Annotated in this window: 22 protein-coding genes; 11 read left to right on the forward strand and 11 right to left on the reverse strand. The window is 41.9% G+C overall.

What is annotated here, in order from left to right; genetic code table 11:
• Positions 1–5: 5 nt before the first annotated feature.
• Positions 6–455, reverse strand: a complete 450-nt coding sequence (locus tag L1D23_RS01615) for a hypothetical protein (protein ID WP_239863857.1) — start codon at positions 453–455, stop codon at positions 6–8.
• Positions 452–1,534: a hypothetical protein gene (locus L1D23_RS01620; RefSeq protein WP_239863858.1), complete on the reverse strand. Its 1,083-nt coding sequence runs from the start codon at positions 1,532–1,534 to the stop codon at positions 452–454. Before L1D23_RS01620 ends, L1D23_RS01615 begins: the two co-directional genes overlap by 4 nt.
• 630 nt (positions 1,535–2,164) lie before the next feature.
• On the opposite strand from L1D23_RS01620, the gene L1D23_RS01625 reads away from it, so the two are divergent.
• From L1D23_RS01625 to L1D23_RS01635, 3 genes are all read left to right on the forward strand, one after another.
• A complete protein-coding gene (locus L1D23_RS01625; RefSeq protein ID WP_239863859.1) occupies positions 2,165–2,635 on the forward strand; it encodes a GNAT family N-acetyltransferase in 471 nt (156 codons plus the stop codon).
• A gap of 353 nt (positions 2,636–2,988) precedes the next feature.
• Positions 2,989–3,699 carry a methyltransferase domain-containing protein gene (locus tag L1D23_RS01630; RefSeq protein WP_239863860.1) on the forward strand — a complete coding sequence of 237 codons (711 nt, stop codon included), beginning with the start codon at positions 2,989–2,991 and terminating at the stop codon, positions 3,697–3,699.
• 318 nt (positions 3,700–4,017) lie between these two features.
• Positions 4,018–4,719, forward strand: coding sequence for a response regulator transcription factor (locus L1D23_RS01635; protein ID WP_239863862.1), 702 nt, complete (start codon positions 4,018–4,020; stop codon positions 4,717–4,719).
• 87 nt (positions 4,720–4,806) lie between these two features.
• Here L1D23_RS01635 and L1D23_RS01640 read toward each other — a convergent pair whose 3' ends face one another.
• From L1D23_RS01640 to L1D23_RS01650, 3 genes are all read right to left on the reverse strand, one after another.
• Positions 4,807–5,379 (reverse strand): helix-turn-helix transcriptional regulator, encoded by a 573-nt coding sequence (locus L1D23_RS01640; protein ID WP_239863863.1) that lies wholly within the window; start codon positions 5,377–5,379, stop codon positions 4,807–4,809.
• Positions 5,380–5,438: 59 nt separating this feature from the next.
• Positions 5,439–6,305: a class A beta-lactamase gene (bla, locus tag L1D23_RS01645; protein ID WP_239863864.1), complete on the reverse strand. Its 867-nt coding sequence runs from the start codon at positions 6,303–6,305 to the stop codon at positions 5,439–5,441.
• Positions 6,306–6,370: 65 nt separating this feature from the next.
• Positions 6,371–7,348, reverse strand: a complete 978-nt coding sequence (locus L1D23_RS01650) for a hypothetical protein (RefSeq protein ID WP_239863865.1) — start codon at positions 7,346–7,348, stop codon at positions 6,371–6,373.
• A gap of 111 nt (positions 7,349–7,459) precedes the next feature.
• Between L1D23_RS01650 and L1D23_RS01655 the strand changes: the two genes are divergently transcribed.
• From L1D23_RS01655 to L1D23_RS01665, 3 genes are all read left to right on the forward strand, one after another.
• A complete protein-coding gene (locus L1D23_RS01655; protein ID WP_239863866.1) occupies positions 7,460–8,863 on the forward strand; it encodes a PLP-dependent aminotransferase family protein in 1,404 nt (467 codons plus the stop codon).
• A gap of 352 nt (positions 8,864–9,215) precedes the next feature.
• Positions 9,216–10,367 carry a class C beta-lactamase gene (gene ampC, locus L1D23_RS01660; protein WP_239863867.1) on the forward strand — a complete coding sequence of 384 codons (1,152 nt, stop codon included), beginning with the start codon at positions 9,216–9,218 and terminating at the stop codon, positions 10,365–10,367.
• Between the two features lie 200 nt (positions 10,368–10,567).
• A complete protein-coding gene (locus L1D23_RS01665; RefSeq protein WP_239863869.1) occupies positions 10,568–11,206 on the forward strand; it encodes a CatB-related O-acetyltransferase in 639 nt (212 codons plus the stop codon).
• Between the two features lie 131 nt (positions 11,207–11,337).
• On the opposite strand, the gene L1D23_RS01670 is transcribed toward L1D23_RS01665, so the two are convergent.
• Together L1D23_RS01670 and L1D23_RS01675 are read right to left on the reverse strand one after the other, a co-directional pair.
• Positions 11,338–12,336 carry a 2-oxoacid:ferredoxin oxidoreductase subunit beta gene (locus L1D23_RS01670; RefSeq protein ID WP_239863870.1) on the reverse strand — a complete coding sequence of 333 codons (999 nt, stop codon included), beginning with the start codon at positions 12,334–12,336 and terminating at the stop codon, positions 11,338–11,340.
• Positions 12,326–14,167, reverse strand: coding sequence for a 2-oxoacid:acceptor oxidoreductase subunit alpha (locus L1D23_RS01675; RefSeq protein WP_239863872.1), 1,842 nt, complete (start codon positions 14,165–14,167; stop codon positions 12,326–12,328). Before L1D23_RS01675 ends, L1D23_RS01670 begins: the two co-directional genes overlap by 11 nt.
• Positions 14,168–14,430: 263 nt before the next feature.
• Here L1D23_RS01675 and L1D23_RS01680 point away from each other — a divergent pair, with 263 nt between their 5' ends.
• Positions 14,431–15,363, forward strand: coding sequence for a LysR family transcriptional regulator (locus L1D23_RS01680; protein WP_239863875.1), 933 nt, complete (start codon positions 14,431–14,433; stop codon positions 15,361–15,363).
• A gap of 153 nt (positions 15,364–15,516) precedes the next feature.
• Here L1D23_RS01680 and L1D23_RS01685 read toward each other — a convergent pair whose 3' ends face one another.
• The gene (locus tag L1D23_RS01685; protein WP_239863877.1) at positions 15,517–16,569 is read right to left on the reverse strand and encodes an alpha/beta hydrolase; all 1,053 of its coding nucleotides are present in this window, start codon (positions 16,567–16,569) and stop codon (positions 15,517–15,519) included.
• Positions 16,570–16,854: 285 nt separating this feature from the next.
• On the opposite strand from L1D23_RS01685, the gene L1D23_RS01690 reads away from it, so the two are divergent.
• A complete protein-coding gene (locus tag L1D23_RS01690) occupies positions 16,855–17,274 on the forward strand; it encodes a hypothetical protein (protein WP_239863879.1) in 420 nt (139 codons plus the stop codon).
• A 237-nt stretch (positions 17,275–17,511) separates the two neighbouring features.
• Positions 17,512–19,791, forward strand: coding sequence for an ATP-binding protein (locus L1D23_RS01695; protein WP_239865347.1), 2,280 nt, complete (start codon positions 17,512–17,514; stop codon positions 19,789–19,791).
• A 4-nt stretch (positions 19,792–19,795) separates the two neighbouring features.
• Here L1D23_RS01695 and L1D23_RS01700 read toward each other — a convergent pair whose 3' ends face one another.
• Positions 19,796–21,649: a hybrid-cluster NAD(P)-dependent oxidoreductase gene (locus tag L1D23_RS01700; protein WP_239863880.1), complete on the reverse strand. Its 1,854-nt coding sequence runs from the start codon at positions 21,647–21,649 to the stop codon at positions 19,796–19,798.
• 149 nt (positions 21,650–21,798) lie between these two features.
• The gene (locus tag L1D23_RS01705; protein WP_239863881.1) at positions 21,799–22,569 is read right to left on the reverse strand and encodes a carbohydrate deacetylase; all 771 of its coding nucleotides are present in this window, start codon (positions 22,567–22,569) and stop codon (positions 21,799–21,801) included.
• Between the two features lie 202 nt (positions 22,570–22,771).
• Here L1D23_RS01705 and L1D23_RS01710 point away from each other — a divergent pair, with 202 nt between their 5' ends.
• Positions 22,772–23,680, forward strand: a complete 909-nt coding sequence (locus L1D23_RS01710) for a LysR substrate-binding domain-containing protein (protein WP_239863882.1) — start codon at positions 22,772–22,774, stop codon at positions 23,678–23,680.
• Between the two features lie 83 nt (positions 23,681–23,763).
• On the opposite strand, the gene L1D23_RS01715 is transcribed toward L1D23_RS01710, so the two are convergent.
• Complete coding sequence (locus tag L1D23_RS01715; protein WP_239865349.1) at positions 23,764–24,897, reverse strand: multidrug effflux MFS transporter; 1,134 nt, start codon at positions 24,895–24,897, stop codon at positions 23,764–23,766.
• A 97-nt stretch (positions 24,898–24,994) separates the two neighbouring features.
• Between L1D23_RS01715 and L1D23_RS01720 the strand changes: the two genes are divergently transcribed.
• Positions 24,995–25,768 (forward strand): helix-turn-helix transcriptional regulator, encoded by a 774-nt coding sequence (locus tag L1D23_RS01720; protein WP_239863883.1) that lies wholly within the window; start codon positions 24,995–24,997, stop codon positions 25,766–25,768.
• Positions 25,769–25,796: the final 28 nt, after the last annotated feature.

Consider the following 25,796-nt stretch of genomic DNA (forward strand, 5'->3'; position numbering starts at 1 on the left):
TGAAGTTAGTTGCTTTTACAGAGTGAGGCATTGGCAGCAAATTTTTTCGCAAATAAAGGGAGGTGACTTGCCGGTATTCCCTCACAAGCTTGAAGTCCAGCGTTCTCAAGACGAGTTTCATATATTGAAGGTGTCAGCCATGTAATCAAAAACGCTAAAGCAAGTGACCCTATAAGGGTGTAGCTGAGGGCATTTCCGTAGACATCATCTAGTCGCTTGTTCTTAAGATTAAAATATATAACTCCAATTAAAGTAGCCAACAAACCTATACCACACGGTATCATCGCTAATCCGAACCTGTAGTAGATCACAACTTCACCGACCTCAGTTAAGAGCATAGAGATAGCGTTAAATCCGATATACAAGCTAGCTATGGATAGGATGATCAGCAAAACAACGCCTACGAGTGTTTTCATTAATTGAGCTGTTTTATCTATCGAGAGTTTCATGTTCATAATGATTTCTGTAATAGCTCGTTGAGCGACTTCTGCAAATAAATTTTAACCTCTTCTTCAACTACCTTTTTGCCTTTTTCAAGCAGGCCTTCAACTAACATAGCGGCCAAGTCTAAAAAGCTATCGTACATATCTTGTTGAAGCTCTTTGCCTTTTTGAACAGTTTCCTGCTGAGCTTTTTCCAATAACTCGATCACTTTAGGGGTGATGCCATAGTGTTCGTCTATCATGTTGAGTACCATAGCTGTTGCTAGACCAGCTAATACTACAACTGCAAGTTGTCCAGCTACGAAGGCTACTGAGCCTAATGCCAGTGAACCGAGTAAAGCTGACACTGCCGAGGATATACCTATCTTAACAATATCCGTAGCTAATGAGCCAATCAAGTCAGCTAAAAATACTTCATCGTTGAGCGCATAATCTAGGATTCGATAGCCTGCGGCAATATAGATTGTCAGAACTGTTCCGGATTTTATGGAGTTGGCTAAACCGTATTTTCCTATACCTAGCTGAACAACTTTTGGATTATCTAGCCTATAAGCCGATGCAGTTAATATCCGTCTCAAGCCCGAGTAACCGGAAAGTTTAATCATCTCCGTACCAATTTTGTTGTAGTACGTGGACATTTTCATACCAAATGTCGCTTTGAGCCCGAGCTTTGTGGCTTTTAATCCATGAATATTGAATTGAGCAATCACCATCGAAGTAGAAACGACGTCCTTACCATTAACACCGTAGTTAATCATCACTTGAGCCCCAGTTGAGGTCGTCATTGATTTCCACGTGTCCTTAGTATCTTTCCATCCCCATCCTTGCAGAACTTTAAACGCTTCCTCAAGCGTTAGATACATGACTTCTATGTGGTTATTTTCTAAGTTCTTCCTTAATGCATGATCTGGAAATTCCTTCGTATTGATATATTCGCCTGTTGTAAAGTGATACGGAGGCCAATACATATTTTCTGGAGAAATATTTGCTGTTGAGGGTTGTGAAGTGGTGGCGCTTTGAGTTAATGGTTTTCTCTTTAATGGAGGTAAGAAACCTTTCCCTATACCTGGAGTTACACGAGTTGACTTCACTTCATTTTCATAAGCAATCGAAGTCTGAGGAAAAAAGTATCTTCATCAGCGTTGGTGTTAGTTACTGGTTGGGCATTTTTTCAGCCTCGAAGGCCATGGATGTTTTGGGGAAAATACTCTTTCTGTTGTCACTCATAATGTTCTTGTTGTTGGTATACGGTTAATGAAAGATTGTAACCATTACAAAGAGCAAAAGATGACTAAATGAATGGGCATTTTTACTAAATAATCCTATATGGAGTTAGTATCACAAATTTTTCCATGTGATTGATTATTTTTTGTAGTATGCAGAATAAAAATTGCGATAAATAGAGGTATGAGTTTCCATTTTTTAATTTGAAATTAATACATGTTAGATTTTTATCCAATGTTATTGATATCGCTTAAATACTACATTCTTTTGAGAATGAAATCGTAACAATTTACTTTAGATTCTTCACTAAGGTCAGCGGCTGTTTTGTTCTGCCAGTTTCAAGCCTTTGGCTTTTTAATTAGTCAGGGTAATAACTTACGGCTTACTTATCAAAGTTCATTGGTAGGCGGGTCACAGAATGAAAATCTAAAGTGGCCCACAGTAGATGAACATTAGATCTTTTGTAATTATGCTGGTGCAGAATTATTGGAGGAGCTATGGATCTATTAGTTAAGTTGTACGATATGCCCCAGTTAGAACGAACTTGCCCAAGTGATGTACTGATTCGACCTGCTATGGTGCCGGAGAGGCATATAGTTGTCGATTTTGTTCGAAAACACTTTAGTGAATATTGGGTAAGTGAAGTTGAGTTTGCCTTATCACAACATCCTGTTCGTTGTTTAGTTGCCATTCAAAACGGAAATGTAGTGGGTTTTGCTTGTTACGACACCACTTTTAAAGGTTTCTTTGGACCCACTGGCGTGAGTGAGGCGATGAGAGGTCGAGGCATTGGAGAGTTGCTTCTGCATAAAGCACTCAATTGCATGAAGGATCAAGGCCATTGCTATGCATTTGTAGGAAAGGCTGGCCCAAAAGAATTTTATGAGCGCTCTGTTAATGCTATCGAAATTGAAGGTTCCGTTCCTGGTGCTTACAAAGGCATATTACGAAGAGAAAATCAAAATTAAGTGATATATTATCTAAGTGTGAGATGGTGTGGTTTTATTATTTTTGTAAATTATGATGAATAATATTATTGAACTATAGTTATTAAAATATGAAACACTAACTGATTAGGGCCGTTATTAGCGGTTCTTTTTATATGTAGAAATTAATTTTCATATAACGGTTCTTTAATAATAATTTTTTTCGATTTATTACTGCAATTAAACTCATCTTCTATACAGAATAATCTAAAATTATGTTTATTTAAATGTTTTTCTAAAATTAATAAAAATAAGAATAATCTTATTTTAATCGTTTTCATGTTAGCTATTATCTTAAAGCTAGATTTTATGATGTTTCATATTGATAAGTGAGAATGATGAAAGAAAAAGAGCATATAGATGAAATTTTGAGTAAACACTCAGAGTTTGAATGCCAGAATCTATCTAGTAGCGTATCAAGTGAAGAGTTTATCAATAATCAAGCCTTATTTTTTGATAAAGAGTCTCACTGGTACGCATCAGAAGAATCTAGACCGGGGTTTACGGAATTAAGGCTGCAAGATATTGCTTTTAGCCCTCAAAAGTACTTGGAAGAAAAACACACTGATGCTCTTAATATCTTAGATGTCGGGACAGGTTCAGGAGTGCTGATTAAATATATAGAAGATGCATTCCAAAATATTTGTCTGCATGCTTTGGACTTGTCCTACAATCAACTGAGAATCGTTCAGTCTCAATATCCACATGTCTATACTCATCAGGGAGATATATCTAGCTTTGTTAATCCAGTAGCATTTGATGTGATATATTGTAATGCTTGCTTTGGAAACTTTTTAAACCAAACGGCTGCGTTAAAGAACATGTCAAATATGTTGAGTAATCATGGCATTATTGTAATCAGTCATCCTCTTGGGTCCGACTTTGTTGAACACCTTCATCTGAGTAATAAGTTCATTGTGCCGAACACTTTACCCACTAGCATAACAGAAATTCAAGAGTTAATTTCAGACACCAAACTAATAGTATCTGACCTGATAGATACTAAAGATCTTTACATATGTGTTTTGAAAAAGACGGTTTGTTGAGAGTAATGCTATTAATTTATCCACAGTTGGCAGCTAATAAAGATAGCCCTTTGTGATTAAAAACATGAGGTGGTCACTCCAATAGAAAGCGACACTTAAAACCAATATTTGATCAGCACTTCTTAATTATGACAAGTATGCAGTTGTAATCTTTTGTTAAGTACACTGACCCTCACAGGGAAGGATAAACAACCTACTTGATTTTAAAGAAATTTCTTTGTCCTTGTTCAACTTAGATACTATTATTTCTTTAGTAAAGTGTTAAAATTGCTTATAATTTCAGATAATTAACCATTGCTTGTGTAGGGGAAGCTGAGCGTGGCGAGTGTCGCTTCAAAGATAAAAATAGCAATACTGGATGATCATGAACTTGTGTTACAGGGTATAAAATCCTATTTAACTAATGAAGAAAGCTTCACTATCCTTGGTGCCTATACAAAAAGTAGTGAATTGCTTAAAAGCTTTATCCATAACCTACCAGATGTGCTTGTTGCTGATTATGAGCTGACACCCGATGAGAACGATGGTGCTAATTTAGTTCGTTCTATTCACGCGAAATTTCCAAGTATCAAAATCATAGTCATGTCCAGTCATTTTAATACAGGTATCGTTTCGTTAGCGTTACGTGCTGGGGCAAAAGGATTTGTTGGGAAACATCAAAGCCAAGAAGAACTGATTAAAGCAGTTAAAATGGTGTGTAAGGGAAAGCTGTATTTAGAACGAAATATGGCAGAACAAATCTCTGAAAATAGGGGTGTTTCTCTAAGCCTCAATAATGGCTCTTCTCATACATCATTGCAGATTACCCCGCTGATTAAACAAGGTGAGCTCACCACCCGAGAGAGAGAAGTAGTTCGATGCTTAATTTCCGGAATGACTGTGTCTGAAATCGCTGCTAAGTTTTCTCGGAGCATTAAAACAATCAGCACACAAAAGGTAAATGCTATGAAAAAGCTCGGTGTGAGTAGTGATAAAGAGCTTTACCAAATAGAATTTAAAGAGATAGATAGACAAGAATAAACCTACTATCCTGAACTAATTTAGCTCTGAACTAGCAGAGTAAAGCGGAAGTTTAGATCGAATCTGAATTAGCACACTTTAGGTAACTTACTCTTCTATCTCATTTTTGGTCGGTAAAGGATGAGCTAATAGGTCACTATAAAATCTAGATTCCGAAAATTTGAAATTTATAATGGATTCATCGGATTGAAATATAGAACTCTTAAATTCTAACTCAGTGTTTTTACCAGTCACCATATAATCATTATGGACAACTATGGAATCAGAGGAAATGGTGCTTAATTCACTGTTCTTAAAGCTTAATTCTACACCTCCAGACATAATATGGTTACCATAGTTGTCTAAGAATTGATTTTTCGTATAAATGATTTTTGGATACAGGTTATATGAGTCGCAATCTAAAGCTAGAGTGAAGAATAATATTGTTACTATTTTTAGAGCTCGATGGGTTTCAATATTATTTTTTGATTTCGGTAATAGTGTAAGAGTGTTAATGTCTAAAGTGGCTTGTAGAGATTGAATAGTTTCTTTTGATGCTATACCTGTTTTCTCTACTCTTTGGATAGTACGAATACTCAAGCCACTCATCATAGCAAGACTCTCTTGAGTCAATAATCGCTTTTCTCGAATCTCTTTAAGTTTATTACCATCAACTTTCATAACGATTACTGTATGTAAGTAAGCCCAGAGAGAATATTCGATTCCGGGCTATTTAAGAGTTATTGATACTTATTGAATATTACTTCCCCCAAATCCGCAACAACTTTGTCTCGCTCCTCAAGGGATGTTTCACCTTTTCTCACATACATCGAAATGAGCACCGGGGAGCGAGTATCAGACCACGCCATGGAAATGATTCCTCGGACACCATAACTGCTTGCACCGGAGCGATCCGCGATTTGCCATCCTTGAGGCAAAGAGGCTCTAAGTAGTCCATCTGCGACTTTGTTTCCTTCCATCCAAGTTAATAACTGCTGCTTTGATGTGTCAGAAAGCGTGTCACCAAGCAAGAGCTCTTGTAAGCTTTTTGTCATTGCATTGGTGGTGGTTGTGTCCCTGTCATCACCAGCCACATTGAGAGTCAAATCCGGTTCGTATCGATCGGAGCGGAATGTCTCGTCCCCTATTGAACGCATAAACTTTGTTAAGCTCAGTGGGCCACCAACGGCGGATATTGCATAGTTAGCCGCTGTGTTATCACTATATGCTGTTGTGGCATCACAGGCTTGTTTCAAGGAAAAGTCTTTCCCTACATAATCTTGAGTGATTGGAGAGTACTCTACGATATCTTCTTTACTCAACTTGATGCTATCATCAAGCGACAATTGCTGATGATCGACTTTATATAATACATTTGCGCACGCTAAGGCTTTGATAGTGCTGTTGAAATGAAATCGCGTGTCACCATTTATAGACTCCATTTCGTTTGAGCTCGTATCTAAAACCGTGACCCCGACTTCCCATCCTTTTTGCTCATAATATTGAACTCTCTCCTCCAAATCAGACGCTAGTGCGTTTGTTGACATCAATAAAAAAGTTGATAAAACGGCTAAGCGCGCCGATGTATAGCTGTAAGGTTTTTTCATAATTAGTTATTTCGAGTGTTAATCAATCTATTTTATCTAATTTTTCAGTGGCTTAGGAACAGTCTTCATGCAAGAAGAAGGGGACGCATTATCAGGAACATCGCTACAAATGGGATGATCAAGATACTCCAGAAAGCCTTATTTGCTATTGGAATGCCTTTATGGGCAGAAATTACGACTCTTAACCCCAAAAGCACATGCACTAATAAAGCTAAAACACCTAAGCTATAGTGCACGACCAATCTAACATTCCATGGATCTTTCATTAGACCCGGAGCATAAACCAACCAATCCCAGTTGGTGTCAAGTGACAGCACTCCTCTGCCTAAACCAAGAACGGCGGTGACGTGTGAAGCTAAAAAGACCATGACTAATAAGCCAGTAGCGAGTTGAGTGGTTCGGTATCCGTCACAGGCCTCTGCCGCATGCCTAGAAAGTAAAACGAATCCAGAAGCCATTTGAAAAATAAACATACCAATTAAGAAGATTTCCACGATTGGGTGTCGATAATAGTGTCTGAGATTTTCCATCAATTGGATATGAGTTTCACCGTCCCAGTTTGCAGAAAGGTGATTGATAAGGTGTGCAGTAATGAAAACAAGCAGTACGAGTGCACTTATGCCATGAGCTACTCGTAGGCCGGCAGGTATAGGCTTACTCGGTGAAATGGACGTGCTAGAAGGCTTGAGTAATACTAGCGCAGCAATGAGCCAGAACGTATAGTAAACCACTAGTTCTGCCGTCATTCCTAGGCCAATCATATATAGAACAACCCCGATCAGCGTAAACAAAGAGGGGATGATGACGCCAAGTAGAGCAAAGTTTCGCTGTGCTTTTTCGGTATCATCCAAAGCTGGTTTCTGTCTGATCGAAATCGAGAGGTAAAGGGAGTACAACGGAGTTGTAAACGCCAGAATCAATCCAATATAAGAAAAAATGGAGCTTATCTCGCCTACATTCCCCAAGTAAAACAATTTAAGGAACCAAGGGTAGAAAATAATGAGTAAAATTAATTTATAGAAGGGGATAGGTAATGGGCGCATTTAGTGATCTCCTTGCAAATTGATCTGCATATTAGTGTCACATTTCTCCCCCAAACAGATCCAAATCCTTGCAATCATTTAGAACCACTTTGTGTATTTTCAGGAAAACCTATGCCACTTTCGTTGCACTTCCAAATGGGAAAAATTACCAGTAAACGTTTGTACTCCTCTTTGCATCAAGCCATTGTTGAACACAGGCTAAGGCAGGGGGAAAAGTTACCCTCAACGCGAGTTCTAGCAAGGAAGTTAGGCATTGCCAGAAATACGGTGATTTCAGTTTACGATCGGCTTGAGTTTGAAGGTTTGGTGATACAAAAGATCGGATCCGGTACGTACGTCAGTGTTGCTTCTCACGGCAGGAAAGAACCCTTTGAAGGGAAGCCTCGCGACTACTCGTTAGGCATGTTTGGTTACAATTTAGATGATGAGCCAACAATAATGGCAGCCAAACATCTTACCTACGACTTTACGCTTGGCATTCCTGATCATCAAAGAATAGCGAAACATATCTGGCGGCATTCTCGCCTAAGCCGCTTAGATACATTGACGCCGGAGTTTGCCTATGGTGGAGATATCCAAGGGTTGGCATGTCTAAGAGAGTCTATTTGCGAATATGTCAGGCATTCGCGCGGCGTGATTTGTGAACCAGATGACATTATTATTACTCAAGGGGGACAGCAAGCTTTAATGACCACGTTAATGACGCTTTTGTCCCCGGGAGATCAGGTTGCAATGGAAGACCCTGGCTACCCCGTTTTTAGGAAGCAAGCTCAACTGCTTGGTGCTAAAGTTGGATTTGTGCCGATGGATGGAGAGGGCGTTGTCGTAAATGCACTCCCTTCCAATGCAAAGTTATTGTACACAACGCCAAGCCATCAGTTTCCGCTTGGTTTCGGTTATTCTATGGAGAGAAAGGAAGCGTTACTTAAATGGGCAGAAACGGCAAATAGCCTAATTGTTGAGGATGACTATGACGCAGAATATCATTACCTGAATACCAATAAGCAGGCACTCAAAGCACAAGACAGCAAGGGCAGTGTCATATTTATAGGTAGTTTCTCAAAAATACTGTTTACAGGTATACGTATAGGTTACTTAATTCCTCCGAAGCCTTTACTTGAACCAATCAAGAAAATGTTGTGGCACCTTGGTCGAAGCACGTCTGTTGTCTCTCAAATCCTTCTTGATGAATTTATGCGTGATGGTCACTTTAGTTATCACTTACGGAGTATGAATAAGTTGTATGAGGAAAAATATCATCAGCTGACACAGTTAATTGATGGTGTTGACGGCTTTAGCCGGATTCCAAGTCAAGGTGGATTGCACGTAGCGGCAAATGTTACGACGTGTGCTGTGGAGCTATCCCGCAAATTAGAATCCTTAGACGTGGCGGTATATCCAGCTGCTCATTTTTCAGTAGAAAACCAATCCAATGCTGTCTTGTTTGGATTCGGCAAGATAAGCCCACAGTCAATGGATAAAGCATTTTCAATCATTAGATCATTAGTAAACTAGCTTTGCTTGTATCAATAATCAGCACCCTGCGTAAATGATTGACAAGGCAAATCACGATCAATATGAAGTGAGAGCAAGAAAAGTACACCACTGACATCACATGCTCAGCTTGCGGCCTTAGTGAGGTGATTTTGTAAAATTAGGATTATTCCTATTTTTTTTATGTGAAGGGAGATCTAAGTTTAGCAAACTTTATTGAATAGATGGCTTGTCAGGCCGACCAAGGATGTAAATTAGTCGTGCATACTTGTCCTTCTGGTAACGACTTAAAATAATTTTTCCGAAGTAACCCTTAGTTGTCTGATCACGCTGCAGATAACATTTAAAAATTGAGAAGATGGTGAATAAAAGAATGAAATTGCACATCACGTTAGCCACTATTTGTTCGTTAAGTACTTTTACGGCTTTTGCGAGCTCCGAAGCGACCATAGATAGCAAATTAAAAAATATCGTAGATGGAAATGCAGCAGAGCTGATGAAGGAATATGATATCCCGGGCTTGGCTGTGGCAGTCACGGTAGATGGTGAACGTTACTATTACGATTATGGCGTTGCAGATAAAAAAACCAACAGCCCGGTAACCAATGAAACCATCTTTGAGTTGGGTTCAGTGAGTAAGACTTTCGCGGCAACTTTGGCTGGCTATGCCGAGCAAAAGGGTAAATTGAATATGGGGGATAAGGTTTCGGCTTACATGCCAGAGCTGAATGGTAGTCCTCTAGGAGAGGCTAAGTTACTACACATCGCCACCTATACTGCGGGTGGGCTACCTCTTCAATTTCCTAGTGAAGTGACCGATCATCAGGGCATGATCAATTATTACCAATCTTGGCAGCCTGAGTTTGAAGCAGGTGAGCAGCGGAGGTATTCAAACCCTAGCATCGGTTTGTATGGTTATATCGGTGCCTTGAGTATGAAGTCTGACTACGCTGAAATGATGGAAAAGGTCATTCTCCCTAAACTTGGAATGGCCAATACGTTCGTAAATGTTCCTAGTGATTTAACGCACAAATATGCTTTTGGATATAACGCAAAGAATGAAGCAGTGCGAGTAAGCCCAGGAGTGCTTGACGCTGAAGCTTATGGTATTAAATCGACTAGTGCGGATATGCTTCACTTTATCGAAGCGAATATGGGAAAAATATCTCTAAGTGATGATATCGAGAAGGCGATAGAAAGCACACATAAAGGGTATTTTGATGTTGGCCCATTCACCCAAGCCGTTGGTTGGGAGAATTATGACTACCCGGTTTCACTTCAAGATTTATTAAAGGGGAACTCAAGAGAGATTATGTTCGCTTCTAATCCAGTTACTGAAAGCCAATCTAGTAAACTAGGAGGTGCTGCTTGGGTCAATAAGACAGGCTCAACAGGTGGTTTTGGCGCGTATGTGGCGTATGTACCCTCTGAAAAAATTGGAGTGGTGATTCTAGCCAATAAAAGCTATCCAATTAATGAAAGAGTGGAAGCGGCTTACGACATTATTAGTGCTATCACTCAATAGATAGAAAGCGCTCAACGTTAACAGCTCAAATTAACGTTGAGCTTGCTCACACACTCCCCGATATTGAACCGATAAAAGATCCATGAGGTGTTGAGTAACATATAAATTCACTGACAAGTCGATATACGCTTTGGTAGGATTGATGCTATATCTACGGTGATTAGAAAAGTTCAAAATCTCTATTTTTATCTGGAGTTAAAATGAAAAACAAGCACTGGTCGAAGACCACTTTGCTGCATGAAGTCGTGACGAACCCTAATATCACTATTAAGGGTAAACATAGCTATTACAGCGACTGCTGGGACGCAGGGTTTGAAGAGTCTGTCGTCAGATATTTACAAGGTGATGAGGGCAGCCGAGATTGGGAATTAAAATGGAAGGTTGATAAGTTACATATCGGTGACTTCGTGTGTATTGCGCCTGAGGTTGTGATCGTGATGGGTGGTAATAGTACCCACAGAGCAGACTGGCTATGTTTATATCCGTTTATGGACTTTATCGAAGAGGCGTATGTCGGAAAAGGCGATACACATATTGGTGATGGAGTATGGATCGGCATGAGAGCCATGATCATGCCTGGTGTCAATATTGGAGAAGGGGCGGTTATTGCTGCAAATAGTGTAGTTACTAAGGATGTAGAACCTTATAGTATGGTGGCAGGTTCACCTGCTCAGCATGTAAGATATCGTTTCACCAAAGAAACCATTGATGATTTAATGGCGTTGAAAGTATATGACTGGCCGGCAGATAAAATTGAAAGCCTAAAAAGGTTACTATGTTCAGATGACATTGAAGGTTTGAAAAAAGCCAGCGCAGAATATGATAGCAGAGCAAGCTGAACACAAGACCACCATTATTTTTTGATCAAACAAAGGAGGCTGAATATATTCGCCTCCTTTGTTTATTTTTGAGCCTTAAATATGATTATCAAACAAGCCAGTTAGGGCTGGCTTGCCGATTTTCAATAGGGTCAACACACACGTTGGTAACTGTTGTGTTTGAGCAGAGTGAGCAGATCACCTTGGCCATGTTTCTCAACGGCTGCTCGTTGTTGATGACGAATCACTTGGTCATAGGTTGGGCGGTTAACTGACCGCAAAACACCGACTGGAACAGGAAATTCAGGATGACTCAAGTTAGCCAGAGCATAAGCATAGTTTGGGTTATCACTATTGGGTAAGTGCATCAGAAGATTAGTAGTATCGGATTCCACGACCTCAAACCCAAACCCTTTGTTGGCCAGTGCTTTGGAGTGGTGTCTGCCATACAATAAGGGTTCATTCTCCTTGAGGTAAAGCAAATGTTCATTCCTATTTGCTGGCCCGTTATAGGGCTCATGGACTTTGTCATTGAAAATAACGCAGTTCTGTAAGATTTCAACAACCGCTGTTCCAGTATGGGCGGCAGCGGCTTCTAGAACCATGGTCATATGGGTAGGATCATTGTCAGAGGTTCGTGCAAGGAAAGTGGCACCTGCAGACGCTGTTACAGCCAATGGTTTTAGTGTTTGGTCAGGCGAGCCCTCTGGGCTTGATTTGGAAACAAACCCTTGCTCACTGGTTGGAGAGTATTGCCCTTTCGTTAACCCATAAACTGCGTTATTAAATAGCAAGATCTTAATATCTTGGTTGCGTCTAATTGCGTGGATAAAGTGATTACCTCCAATACTTAACGCATCACCGTCACCGGTCACGACCCACACATCCAGATCTGGATTGGTCGCCTTAACACCTGTCGCTATCGCTGGCGCTCTGCCGTGAATAGTGTGAAACCCATAAGTTTCCAAGTAGTAAGGAAAGCGAGAAGAACACCCGATACCAGAAATGAAGACGGTATTCTCTCTGGACCGTCCCGATTTTGCGAGTACTGACTGCATGGTTTTTAGAACATTGAAGTCGCCGCACCCACGACACCACTTCACTTCAACATCAGACACGAAATCTTTGCGGTTGAGTTCATTAGTCTTCATGTTTGATTTCCTCTTGGTAATGCTGAATCGAATCTATGACATCTTGAACCTTAAATGGCAGCCCCTTAACTTGAGTGATGCTGTGTGCGTCAGTGGAAAATTGAGCTCGAATGACATTAACTAACTGCTGATTATTAAGTTCGAAGACGATTATGTGCTCATACTGACTGATGATGTCCGCGAGGTTTGCAGGAAAAGGGTTGAGGTATTGGATATGGGCATGAGCCACTGAGGCGCCTTGCTTTCTTAGTTGTGATATTGCGGTTGCTATTGTGCCCTGAGTGCCTCCCCAACTAATGACTAAAACAGAATCTTGAAGATGCCCGACTAATGACTGCTCTGGTATGAAATGTTGGATATTACTAATTTTGTGGGCTCTTTCCTCGGTCATACGTTGATGATTTTCGGGATCGTGAGAAGGCTCACCTGTGATTGATTGTTTTTCTAACCCTCCAATGCGGTGCATTTTATTTTGGGTTCCTGGAGTCACCCATTCGCGGCTGAGGTAGACCTCATCACGCATATAGGGCTGAAATGGTGTTGAGTCTGAATGTGACGTTTTCGGACTTAAAGTGATATCGTCAGGGTTAGGGATGAGCCATGACTCTGAACCATTAGCTAGATAACCATCACTTAATAAAATTACAGGTGTCATAAAGGTTGTAGCAATACGACTTGCTTCTAAGGCCATTTCAAAACAATCCGCAGGTGACGCGGCAGCCAGAACGGGCAGTGGAGAATCTCCGTTCCTGCCATATAAAGAAAGTAATAAATCGGATTGCTCGGTTTTGGTTGGCAACCCTGTTGAAGGGCCACCGCGCTGAACATTAACAACCACAAGCGGTAATTCAGCCATGACAGCAAGGTTAATGGTTTCTGCTTTTAAGCATAACCCGGGGCCAGATGTTGATGTCACGCCAAGACCTCCGGCATAAGATGCGCCTAAAGCTGAGCAAGCGGCAGCAATTTCATCTTCGGCTTGGAAAGTTGTAACACCAAAGTGCGCGTAGCGAGACAAGGTATGGAGAATATCTGATGCTGGTGTTATGGGGTATGAACCCAAGAACAATGGACGTTTTAGCTTTTCGGCGGCGCATATCAAGCCTAATGATAAAGCCTCATTGCCAGATACAGTGCGGTAGAGACCATGCTTTTCAGCCACGGGGGCAACCTGATAGCATTCACTGAATATTTCTGTGGTATCGGCGTAATTGAATCCGGATTTTAGTGCCAGGATGTTCGCATCACGAGCTTGTGGTTTATCAGAGAACTTATCATTCAACCACTGGATGGTTGGCGCCATTGGGCGATTATAAATCCAGCACACAATACCAAGCATAAAGAAATTCTTACTGCGCTTAACTATTTTTGGCGCAATATTCAGCTCAGCAAGCGATTGCACTGTCAAGCGGGTAAAGCTGTCGGCAATGACCCGGTAGTTTGCCAAACTGCCATCGGTTAATGGATCAGATTGGTATCCGGCAAGCTCAAGGTTCTTGTTATTAAAGCCATCCACATCAATAAGGACGAGTCCGCCACAGGCTAACTGTGAAATCTTGCTTTTCAGTGCCGCTGCGTTTAAAGCAATCAAGACGGAAAATTCATCGCCCGGTGTAAATATCTCGGAAGAAGCGAACTGCATTTGGAAAGCTGACACACCCGATGTGGTACCGGCCGGAGCGCGTATTTCTGCTGGGTAGTCAGGTAATGTCATTACATCATTACCTTGCTTTGATGAGTTATCTGAAAAGCGCTCTCCTAGCAACTGGATACCATCCCCTGAGTCTCCGGCAAAACAAATGACTTCGCGTTCAAGTTGAATTATCGTCATAAAACCTCTGACTTTCATTGTTCAATATAGGTATAGGTGTTGCGATTTTTTTGACCAGAAAAGCAATAAGCGGCAAGGACGAATACAACTCTGAGTTTTCAAGGTGTAGTGCAGTGCTGACTTATGAAATATCTAGCCTAAAAGCAAAAATGTTAAGGTGTGGAATTGAGCCTTGTCACGGTATACTAGGAAAGATTACGGGGCACAGAAATACATTTTTCATCACATTAGATGTGAACTTATTTCACTAATTATTGGTCGGTATGGATAAATTAAATTTATTAAAACTGTTTATATCAGTCGTTGATTTAGGCAACTTCACCTCGGCTGCGAATCAGCTCGGGCAGTCACCTTCGACCATCAGTAAAGCCATTGCCAGGTTAGAGCAAAACTTGGGTGTTCGCTTGATTCACCGCACAACGCGTCAGGTAAAGCTCACTGAAGCTGGTTTTAATTACCTAAACACGGCAAGAGAAGTGGTCGATCTTCTTAAAAACAGTGAGGAACAATTAGCTCAGAGTACGAGTTCACCTTCGGGGACACTTCGAGTGAATCTCCCTCTTTCATTCGGCCAGCACTATATTGCTCCTCTGATGCCCGAGTTTTGTCGCCTCTATCCAGAGGTGAAGCTGGATCTTAGCTTTTCGGATGAATATACCGACATACTGGAAAGTGGCATGGACATCGCCGTACGAAGCGGAAAGCTGAATGACAGCAACCTCATTGCTAGACGGTTATGTCCTATTGATTTAGGTATGTTTGCCAGCCCAGAGTACTTACGGGAAAAAGGGCGGCCTGATAGCGTTGAACAGCTAAATGAACACAAATGGATCATGTATCGCTTTAAACAATCTGGGCGTTTACTGACCATGGTGATGACGCTCAACGGACAACAGATAGAAATCAATCCAGAATACCAAATCACTGTAGATAACGGCTACGCGATGGCCACATTGGCTAGCCTTGGAGCGGGCATCGCTTATATGCCTCATTACCTTGCGCGAGATTTAGTTCAAGAAGGAAAGCTGGTGTTAGTGTCGCAACCACAAAGAAACCCAGAACAGGCCGTATACCTATACTATCCGTGTCGTGACTTTGTGCCCGCTAAAGTGAAAGTGTTCATTGACTTTGTGGTTGAAAAGTTAGAAGAGCAGGGCGAGTCTATGAACAGTAGTTGGATGTACCGAGGTGGTTAAGCGCAATAAGTGAATATCCCAGCTTTCAATTCGTTGTCATGCGCTCAATGCATGACTGTACTTAATTTCAAACTCTGACGATTTTAAAATACCCGTTATGCTCGTGAAAACATAACGGGTGTGGGTTTCACTCTACGTTCTTGAAGTCAGGGGTCACTTAAGATTCGATTGTAAGAACTTGGCGAGGCCTTGATACACTTGCTGCCCCTCAGGGGAGTTGGGAATCATTGTGTATTCAACATGTGAAAGCCCTTCTAAGATGTGTAGCTCCACTGGGATTTCTTTTTCCAGCAGTTTTCGGTGTGTTCTTAGTGTGTCACTTAACAGTAGGTCTCGTGTGCCACTGACTAAGTAAGTGGGCGGGTAGTTTTCAAAGCTACCATATATTGGTGATAAATATGGTGTCTTTAGATCTGTGCCATTTGCATACAACAAAGCGGAAGCTTCTAGCCACCCATCGTAAGTGTTTAATACGCGGTCAATTCCATCTAAAGTATGGAGCGTGTCGCTGCTGTCAGAGAGATCTGACCAAGGTGAACCTGCATATAAAGCTCCCGGCATTGGCAGCCCCATTACTTGGAATTTTTGTAGTGCCGCCATACTTAGCCCAGCACCGGCAGAGGAGCCGCCAATTGCGATTTTGTTAGCTGGGTATTGGTTCAACAGGCTTTGATATACCTGGGTAGCATCATTGAGTGCAGCAGGGTAAGGGTGGCTTGGTGGCATTCTGTAATCCACAGCAATAACCTTTATATTGGCTGATGCAGCGATGAGTGCGCCTTCATACGCGCCAAGAGGGCCTGCATTAAACACATAGGCACCGCCATGCAGATATAAGAAAACAGATTGCGGTTCTGTCTTGTCTGCTTGTGGTGGGGAGAGCTCATAGGTCAGTACGCCTCCCATATTACGCTCTGTTGCTTCAATTCCGAACCAGTCTTCTAAATTTTCTAACGTGATCCCTGCTCCATCAATAGTTTCAATTAGCTCTTGCCATTCTTGCTCATTGGTTGGTTTGCTCGCCGTAACTTCTTCAGGGTAAACGTAACCTTGCTTTATGGCGTTTTGTAGCTCTTCGCTAGCAGCACTTGGGATAGGGAATTTGTCTAAGCCTGTTGTGTCTGCAGCACAACCAGAAGCGTAGAACAGTGCGGTTGTAGAAAGAAGTATGTTTCTCACTAATGAATACGAGATTAAACTTTGCATATAAATGGTTTCCAAATGGTTGAGTTAATATGCGGTGAATGAGGTTAGCATTAAACGTAAATAGTAAAGGGTTGAAAATAAGAAGATTCTTAATTTTATGGTTTTCTAAGTTAAATGCTTTAAAAAACAAATGCATATATATAAATAAATGTAAAAATAACGACTGTCATATAAAAGTCATAGGGTAATTCTAGATGTGAATAGAACGTGGGAATTAATATCGTAAAGCGACACAATATTTCATTTGTGTCCTTTTAAAAACACAGAGTTCACCTTGGAGGAATCATGAAAAGAAATGTGATGATGAAAAGCATGCTAGTGTGCTTTTTGTTCTCGGCACCGTCATTCGCAGTGGAAATGAGCGCAAATAAAAACTATCAAGTGCAAAAGTATATTGGAAATGCCGAGATTTTATTTGGACCTGAAGAAAAGTTTGAAATAGAAGCAGACTCTATTTCTGAAATAGCGGGAAAAACCATTTATTCAGGTAGTGTATCTATCAAGATATTGCGTAGCGGTGAGGCTCTAGGAAAGATGGCTGAAGTGGCTTCGAGTCAACAGAATGAAGGTGCTGAGTACCTAGAAACCATCACAGTAGAGGATAAGTATCTGATCGCTGAATCGGATCGTGTCACACTATATCGATTGGCAAATGGGGGAAACTTGTTAAAATCAGATGAGTTTACTTTGGTTCGTCGTCATTGAATTATATGACGTACCGATAGGCTGATATTTTTAGGCCAAAACTGCAGTGAATGTAGTTTTGGCCTCGTTAATTTTAAGGGGATGACGCGGCAATAAGCTCAGTTGTTCCTGTTTACTATTGATTGCTCTTCCAATCGCTATGACTGGTACTGGCTCACTTCTATGATTGCACTTTTATTCAAAATCGCTCGACTCTGTCGTAACCTTGTTACGCTGTTAATAATGATACTTTGGGTGATGCCGACCCAGGCTCATGAGTTGTTCAGCCAAGAAGAAAAACAGTGGATAAGGGCTAACCCTGTTGTTTGGTACGCTTATCCTGATAGTTGGCCAGTTGACTTTGAGCAAGAAGGGCATCATGTTGGGTTGTCAAAAGATTATCTGGATATTATCTCTGAAATTTCTGGTTTAACGTTCCGCGCAGTGTCAGATGATACGGCCAATGGTAACAGCCAAACCGTTGATTTGATTTCGCTAGTTTCACAGCGTTTTGCAATGGAAGATAAACACTGGCTACTGACTATCCCCTATCTAAATGTTGGGGCCTTAGTGGTTTCGAAATCAGACAAAGCTACCGTTTATTCCCTTAAGCAACTCTATGGTAAAAAACTTGGTGTACTGAAAAATAATCGTTTCTTTAGTGATTGGTTAACTAAGCATCATCCCCAAATCATATTGGTTGAATTCGAGGATGCTCTTCATGCCATCGAAGCTATTGAAGAGGGCGATGTTTATGCCGTTCTAGATACAGAACTCACGATGCGTCCAATTGTGCAGCGATATGCTCCGATGAGCCTATCCATTACGGGTAGCCTACCTGAAGCTTCTATTGGTTTGAGTATGGCTGTAGATAGTTCAAAGCCTGTGTTGCTCTCTATTTTGAATAAATCGCTTCAAGCATTGACCGCTGAGCAAACGGAGAAGATTTTTAATCAGTGGGGTAACACTCTCCAATTGGGAGTTCCTCCAGTAAAAACGGTGCTGTATTACTATCGCTACGAGGCTGTTACATACAGCATTTTAATCTGTGTGCTTTTGGTTGCCATGCGTCAGGTTTGGATAAGCCGACGACGAGCGCAAGCCAGTGAAAAGAGTAAAGCCCGTTTTCTTGCTGTCATGAGTCATGAGATTCGAACGCCATTGAATGCGGTAATGGCTTCTTTGGACTTACTTAAGCAATGTGATACACCACAACAAGAGCAAAAGTACCTAAGCTTAGCGCGGCAATCTGCGAACAACCTAATGGAACTGTTAAACGACATTCTGGATTATTCGCGTTTAGAATCTGAAAGTATGACGATTCGCAAAGAGGCTATTGATGTTGGGGAACTATTAAAGTCGGTTTGTGATAGTCATCAGCCCTCAGCAATCAACAAAGGTTTAGTGCTGAGGTTGAAAGAAATGACTGACGCCGAAAAACTTTTCATTAAAAGTGATGCTCAACGATTAAGGCAAATTCTCCATAATCTAGTATCAAATGCGATTAAATTTTCTTCTAGTGGAGAAATTCTTATGTCGTGGGAGGTTGTAAGAAATAACGGTGAACCCTCTGTAGTCATCGATGTCTGTGATGAAGGGCAAGGTATCGAAAAAGAAGCGCAAGCCAAAGTGTTTAAAGCTTGGGAGCAATCAAATAGTGGAGTGAGCAGGGGTGGAAGTGGGTTAGGGCTATACATCTCAAACCAGTTTGCGCAGTTAATGGGAGGAAAGTTAACTTTACATAGTGAGCTGGGCAAAGGAACGCGAGTATCGCTTTCATTGCCTTTAGAACTGGCGTCCGAACAAGAAATGCACGCTTGTTCTGTTGAACAAAGCGGTGTTCAATTTAATGATGAAACCTCTGTCTTAGTCGTTGAAGATCATCCGGTAAACCGACAACTTATTTGTGAGCAGTTGCGCTCTTTAGGATGTCATGTGGAGAGCGCTGACACTGGGGAAGCCGCACTGGCACTGCTTGAAGATGAAAACTATTACAGTATGATTTTACTGGATTGTCATCTTCCTGGTTATAGTGGTTATCAGGTGGCTGAAAAGATACGCGATAGGGAAGCACAACTTGAATTAGATCATACTCCCATTGTGGCCATCTCTGCGCTAAACGAGCAAAAGCATGTTGAAAAGTGTTATGCCAGTGGTATGGATGACGTACTTCATAAGCCGATAAGTTTTGAAAACTTAGTTCCGGTTTTAAATAAGTGGTGTGAGCAAGCGGCCACGATGGCTACGGCCTTGTCTTCTACACAGTTATTTACCCAAGAACAATGCACACTTGTCGAAGCCGATTTGAGATCGTTGGAACTGGCATTTAACAATGGAGACATTAAGCATCAGTTGTATTACGCGCACCGCCTTCATGGGGTTGCTCTGATGTCTAAAAACGCGGCGTTTATAAAGAGCGCCGCGCGCTTAGAGAGTTTGCTGCGAGAGAAAAAGCCCATATCGGCGCAAGAAGGCGCAGCATGGTGCAGCAAGTTAGCATGGCAAATTTTAGCCTTATCTCAAGATAAGACTGAATAATACGCTATTTAAAGCAAACGAGGTTTATGTCGGTGTTAGGTACCGCACAGCACGCCAGCACCTGACCTTGTGCTTTTTCACTGTCTTGAATTGCGGGGGCATCGGCTTGGTGCACGGAACCTGATTTAACGGTGCATTTACAGGCTCCGCAGAATCCGGCTCTACAGCTGTTGGAGATGGAAAGACCAGCAGCTTCGGCTTGCTCAAGGATAGTGCTCTGGTTGTCACCTTCAAATACCACCCCATCTAGGCAAACTTTAACCTTTTTATAGGGCGGCAATGGGGCTCTTGAAATACCAAAGGTTTCTTGGTGATATTGTTCTTCTCTTAGTCCGTTGGTTAGCATTAATTTTTTAATATTTTCCATGAAGCCACTAGGCCCACAAACAAAGACTTGTCGTGAGCTAAAGTCTGGAATTTGCTTCAAATGGGAAAGATTAAACCGCCCTGCTTGTCCTGGCCAATGTTCTGATGGCTTGCTGAGTAGGTAGGTAATGGTCACATTTGGGTGGTGCTTGCTGATGAGTCTCAGCTCTTGTTTGAAAGGTATATCCTCTTCGGCCACGCATTGGTGATAGAACACGATGTCACGAGTATCATTTTTATCTGTTAAATCACGCAGTATCGACATCATAGGGGTTACCCCGCTACCCGCTGACAGTAATAATAAAGGGGCATTTGACGCTTCTGAAAGGTGAAAACTCCCTTTTGGTTGGTCCGCGATAATTGTCCCCCCGGTTTGAAGATGATCAAGCAGCCAATTGGACACTTTACCGCCATGGACTCGCTTCACCGAAATGGCCAAGCGTTCTGGCCGAGTTGGACTAGAGGAGAGGGTATAGGTTCGTTTTACGCGCTGATTATCGATCAACACTTCAATTGGAAGATGCTGACCAGCTTTGTAGCTTGGCGTGTGATCTGTCTTGGGCTTGAGCCAGAAGGTCTCAAAATCTTTTGCGACGGTTTCTCTGGCCACACAAATAAACTCTTGTTGCTTCGCATCGAGATCTTCGTAGCGTTCTTTGGCTTTATATTCAAGCACCTCAACGATGTCATTGGTTGAGATCATCCCTTCGTTTTTTGCGATAAGATTCTGGCCAAAAAATATTTTTCCATCCTCGTTGGCTCTAAAACGAGAGAAGGTCTTGAGTGGCTCCTTGTTTGCTCTGAATGTGCCTTGATCAACATTGAGTGTGGTTAATATACAGCGCTCACAAGGTTCTACGGTTTCAAACTCCACGTCACCGATTTTAATCCGCTTCCATGAATCTTCGATAAAAGGCTCATCGGATTGAACGACCAGATTGGTACGAAACTGCGCCATGTTATGTACCTCACTACTTCGCCTATTGAGCTCATCCAACGAGGCGGAACTAATGAGCAATAGTGGAAAGCCATCAGCAAAACTGACGGGCTGGGCCGTGTTTTCTCTTATCCGGTTGGACTGTTCCCCCGTGAAGATGAGTGTCACTCGTTTGCCTATTACCTTACTGAACCAATCATCAGCTTCATCGGTCGTCGTATAAGCAGAAAAGTGATCTCTCCATACGATTGCGTTGGTGTTGTGCATATTGAAATTAGCATAATGCAATTCAAGTGGAGGCATGCCGGGATAGGTAAAGACGATTCCCGTAGGTCGTAAGCTTGATGCCACCTTAACCATGTTCGGGTATTGACGTGCAGTGACCATCGTCGGGTACTTAGCACTCATTGCTCGGGAGTCACCCACTAGCATTAGCATAAAGCGGCGATCAAAACAGAGGCCTTGCTTTTCGACCCATGATGAAGACAGGGAAATTCCACCAGTGGACTTAACTGGGTAAACATTTATTTGAGAAAGTACAGTAGGATTGACCACAATGTGCCCTTTTAAAATGATGTTTTTGAGGAATGAAATAAAAAGTAGGCTGACGCTAAGAAAATGCCTATCTCAGCCTACAGAGCATAATCAATAGAAAGTATGATCGTTAGCTGCGACAGAATATGGCTTCATAACCGAAGACACACTTACTTAGGATGAATGTCATCGAACCCAATACACTCGATATCGTTCTCTTTCAACCAGTTGGAAAACGCGTCACTGGTTAAGATCTCCCATTCTTGGCGTCGATGACACGTATAACTAGACAGTTGCTCCAACTCTGCGCTGACTGAATTAGCAGGGTGGCACATTAACTCAATGGTGCCATTCGGCATGGCTTGCTTGTAGGCAGTCAGTATGGCTTTTAGGTGTTCGATAGTGGCGCCTTCTGCAAAAAATCCAGTGTCAAATGCATCTGGTGTAGGTACAGAAAGTCGATCTTGACCAAGAATAAAGGTATCAATCCGTCTTACTGGAAGGCCGATTTCATTCGCTGCTTGGACAAACCCCGCTTTTAGAGGCCGGTATGCGCTAGCAAAATGATGGCTGTCGATGTGGCTGATTTTTAACCCTGCGTCTAGCGCGGCTTGATATTGTGCCAGTAACTCTCTTTTTATATCGTCAGCGGACACCTCTGACTTACTAAATAGCGCTGTCCTCGAGAAAAAATTACCATTTTTGTCTACGAGAGTCGGTATGGCTTCAGGCTTGGAAATAGGCTTGCCTGATGTCACTGTAAAATGGAGCCCAACATGACGAATTAATCCACTTTTGTAGAGTTGTATTGCGTGGTTTACCCCTGGCTGGTTCATCATGATGGTTGTGGATTTTACCGTTCCCGCGCGAAAACAGTCGGCAATACCTAAATTTACTGACTCTGTAAGACCAAAGTCATCTGCATTCAATATAAGTTTCATACGTCATAACCTGAATGATTAAAATGAATAATACTGGCATTAAGCATGATCACAGCAACTCTTTTCTGTAGTGACAGCTTCGAGCTTCTCTCTTACGCCAAACTAAGTGTTTTTATGGTAGGTATTAGTTTGATTAATTTATAATGTAATTTTTTGTCTAACAAACTAATATAATCCCAATATAAATTAATTGAGTTAATGCATGGGTGTGCCAGCTAACCAACAGCAACTCCTTTCGCTACTGTATACATTCAGTGTGGCTGCTCGTCATTTGAGCTTTACCGATGCCGCTGAAGAGCTTTTCTTAACGCAAGGAGCGATCAGTCAGCGAATAAAAAAGCTTGAGGGGTTACTTAAATTCAACTTGTTTATCCGAAAAACAAGAAGGCTAGAACTTACACCAGAGGGGAGGAGGGTATTAACTACACTCAATAGTTCGTTCGAATCTATCTTTTCCGTATTATCCGATATCCAAACGGGGGAACTTACTGGCGATTTATACATAGCCACCTCACCTTATTTTGCTTCGGCATGGTTGATCCCTCGCTTACCCTCACTTCGGCGGCAATACCCAAGTTTAAGTATTAAGTTGCAGACGAAGCAGAACCAATCTGATTTTCAGTTTGAACCATACGATGTAGCTATTTTTTATAGCGAAGGGCGTTACCCCAATCACTATAGTGAACGACTTTTTTCTGGCATCAGGACTCCAGTATGCAGCGCCTCTTATGCTCAAGAACTTAACCTTCATAGTGGAATTGAGTCACTTTCTCGGGTGAATTTTATTCATAGGGGGGATACGAGTGCATGGCAGTATTGGCTAGATGAAATGGGGGCCAATATTGACTGTAAGAAAAAATGTGACTTTTACAGTGATAACCGCCTAGCAATGGAGGCAGCAGAGTTATCTCTAGGGGTCTTTCTAGCACGGCTAGAGTTTGCTCTTCCCTTAATTAATGCAGGAAAGCTGGTGGCACCTTTTCCAAGGATTGAATCAGGGAAAGGCTACGACCTGGTATGTCCTAAGGGGATGGAAACAAGAGCAAAATTTCAAGCCTTCTCTCGTTGGATTCACGCTGAGGTGAATAGTAAGAATAATCATATGGGCTAATGGGATGGAGCAGTAGAGCCTGGTTCGTTATAAACTAAAAAAGCCTAGCATCGCTGCTAGGCTTTGAGTTGGGAATAATGAAATCAACGATTTCTTGTATGTAACAAAAAAGCACAAACCGTTGCGGCGACACCGCACAGCGTCAAGACTAATCCCAGCGACTGCATGGCTCCAGCCAGACCTAGCCCTATACTTAGCAACAAGTAATAAGCTAGGCCAAATAATGCGCCAGCGCTCCCCGCAACCTCTTTGTAATCGACTAAAGCTTGGCTCAAGATATTTGGTATTGCGATACCAAATGAGATCACAACGCCCATCATAGGTAACAAGAACCACAGTGATGATTGAGTCAGCCATACCGCTGTTCCACAAATGAGCGCGATACCAACGGCGAGTTTGGTCAGTGCCATGGGTGACCATCCCTTATTGAGAAGGTGCTTATTCATCATGCTACCAATAAATGTCGCCATAGCAAGCACTACACCGGAGTAGCCAAAGTCTTTTGCTGTCATACCAATATCTGAAAACAAAAATGGTGCGAGGCTGTAATACCCAAACAACATTGAGTTGAAAATAGCAACCAGTAAGGCGTTTAGCCAAAGTGTTGAGTCTTTTGACATTCGCTTTATCAAGGGCCACATCTGTACCTTAGAGGTTGTCATAGGCCTAGTTTCAGGTAACCCCCATACAGCTATGAGCAATAGAACCATTGCGAGTAGCATCAAACCACTGAAAACACCGACATAGCCATAGTATTCAGCAAGCAACCCACCGCTCAATAGGCCTATGACAGGGCTAATTGAGAGAGCAACCCCCATGACGGAGAATACTTTTGCTAATTCAGAGCCATCATAGCAATCACGCAGCATCGTCTGAGTAATGACCGAACCCACTGCGGCACCAAATGCAGAAATGACACGCGCCAACAACAATATTTCAAACTTGTTTGTGACTAAAGCGAGTAGTGCACCAAGTCCATACGTCAGTAAACCTGCAAGCATAGCTGGGCGTCTTCCGATTAAGTCACTTAGTCTTCCCCAAAACACCACTCCGATAGCAAATGCTAAAAAGTAGACGGAAAGTGTTTGAGATGCTTTAGCATCGCTAACATTAAACTGATGAGCGATATCAGTAAGAGCTGGACTGTAGATTGTCTCCACGATTTGTGGAAACATCATTAATACCACCGCTAGCCATAGAGGCGGAACTTTAGAAATCATAATAACCTCCATTAATTAAGTGGCGGCCATTGTAAAGTTTCGCTTAAAGCTCTGTTATAATAATTAAGACTAAATACATCAAAAATAGGACATTATGGCAATCATTCATCCGCAGCAAGATTTTAATCCTGATTTAATCGATGCCATGGTTGTAGGTGTGGCCTCAAAGCTCGCAGTGCATGACTCTGGCCCACATACGCATCGATCTCACCAGCTGCTGTTTGCTCAAGCAGGGTGTATGAGTATTGAATTGGATCAGCGGATATGTCTGCTTCCTCCTAGCCGCGCTGTTTGGATTCCTGCTGGGATGGTACACAGAGTGTTAATGACTGGTGTCGTTGAGTACCGTTCACTTTACTTCTCGCTTGACACTGTGTTGCCTGACTTTGACAAGGTCCAGATAATGGAAGTCAATCCTTTACTGAGAGAGCTGATTGAAAGGATGGCTCATTGGCAATGGGATATGCCTGTGGGTGACCAAAAAACGGTACTTGCTCTTTTTTTGGAAGAAATAAAGAGCGCACCACGCGAATATTGGCAGTTAAAAATGCCGAAACATCCGAGGTTACAAACTTGGTTATCAGACCTTAAACAAGATCATTTGTTACCTGAACAACTCAACATATTCTCTAAACAAATTGGAATGAGTACGAAGACGGTCAGCCGTATTTTCAAAGCTGAGACGGGCATGAGTTACCAAGCTTGGCGTCAGCAATGGCGGTTACTTAAAGCAATGAATTTATTAGCCGATCACTTACAAGTTAACCAAGTCGCTGATAAATTAGCCTTTTCAAGCGATAGTGCTTTTATCAGTTTTTTCAAAAAACACACAGGCCATACGCCACTCCATTATCAAAATAATGAGTAAGCGGGCGCGAGAAAGAAAATCATACCTG

The sequence above is a fragment of the Vibrio sp. Isolate24 genome (assembly GCF_022398215.1).
Classification (GTDB): domain Bacteria; phylum Pseudomonadota; class Gammaproteobacteria; order Enterobacterales; family Vibrionaceae; genus Vibrio; species Vibrio coralliilyticus_A.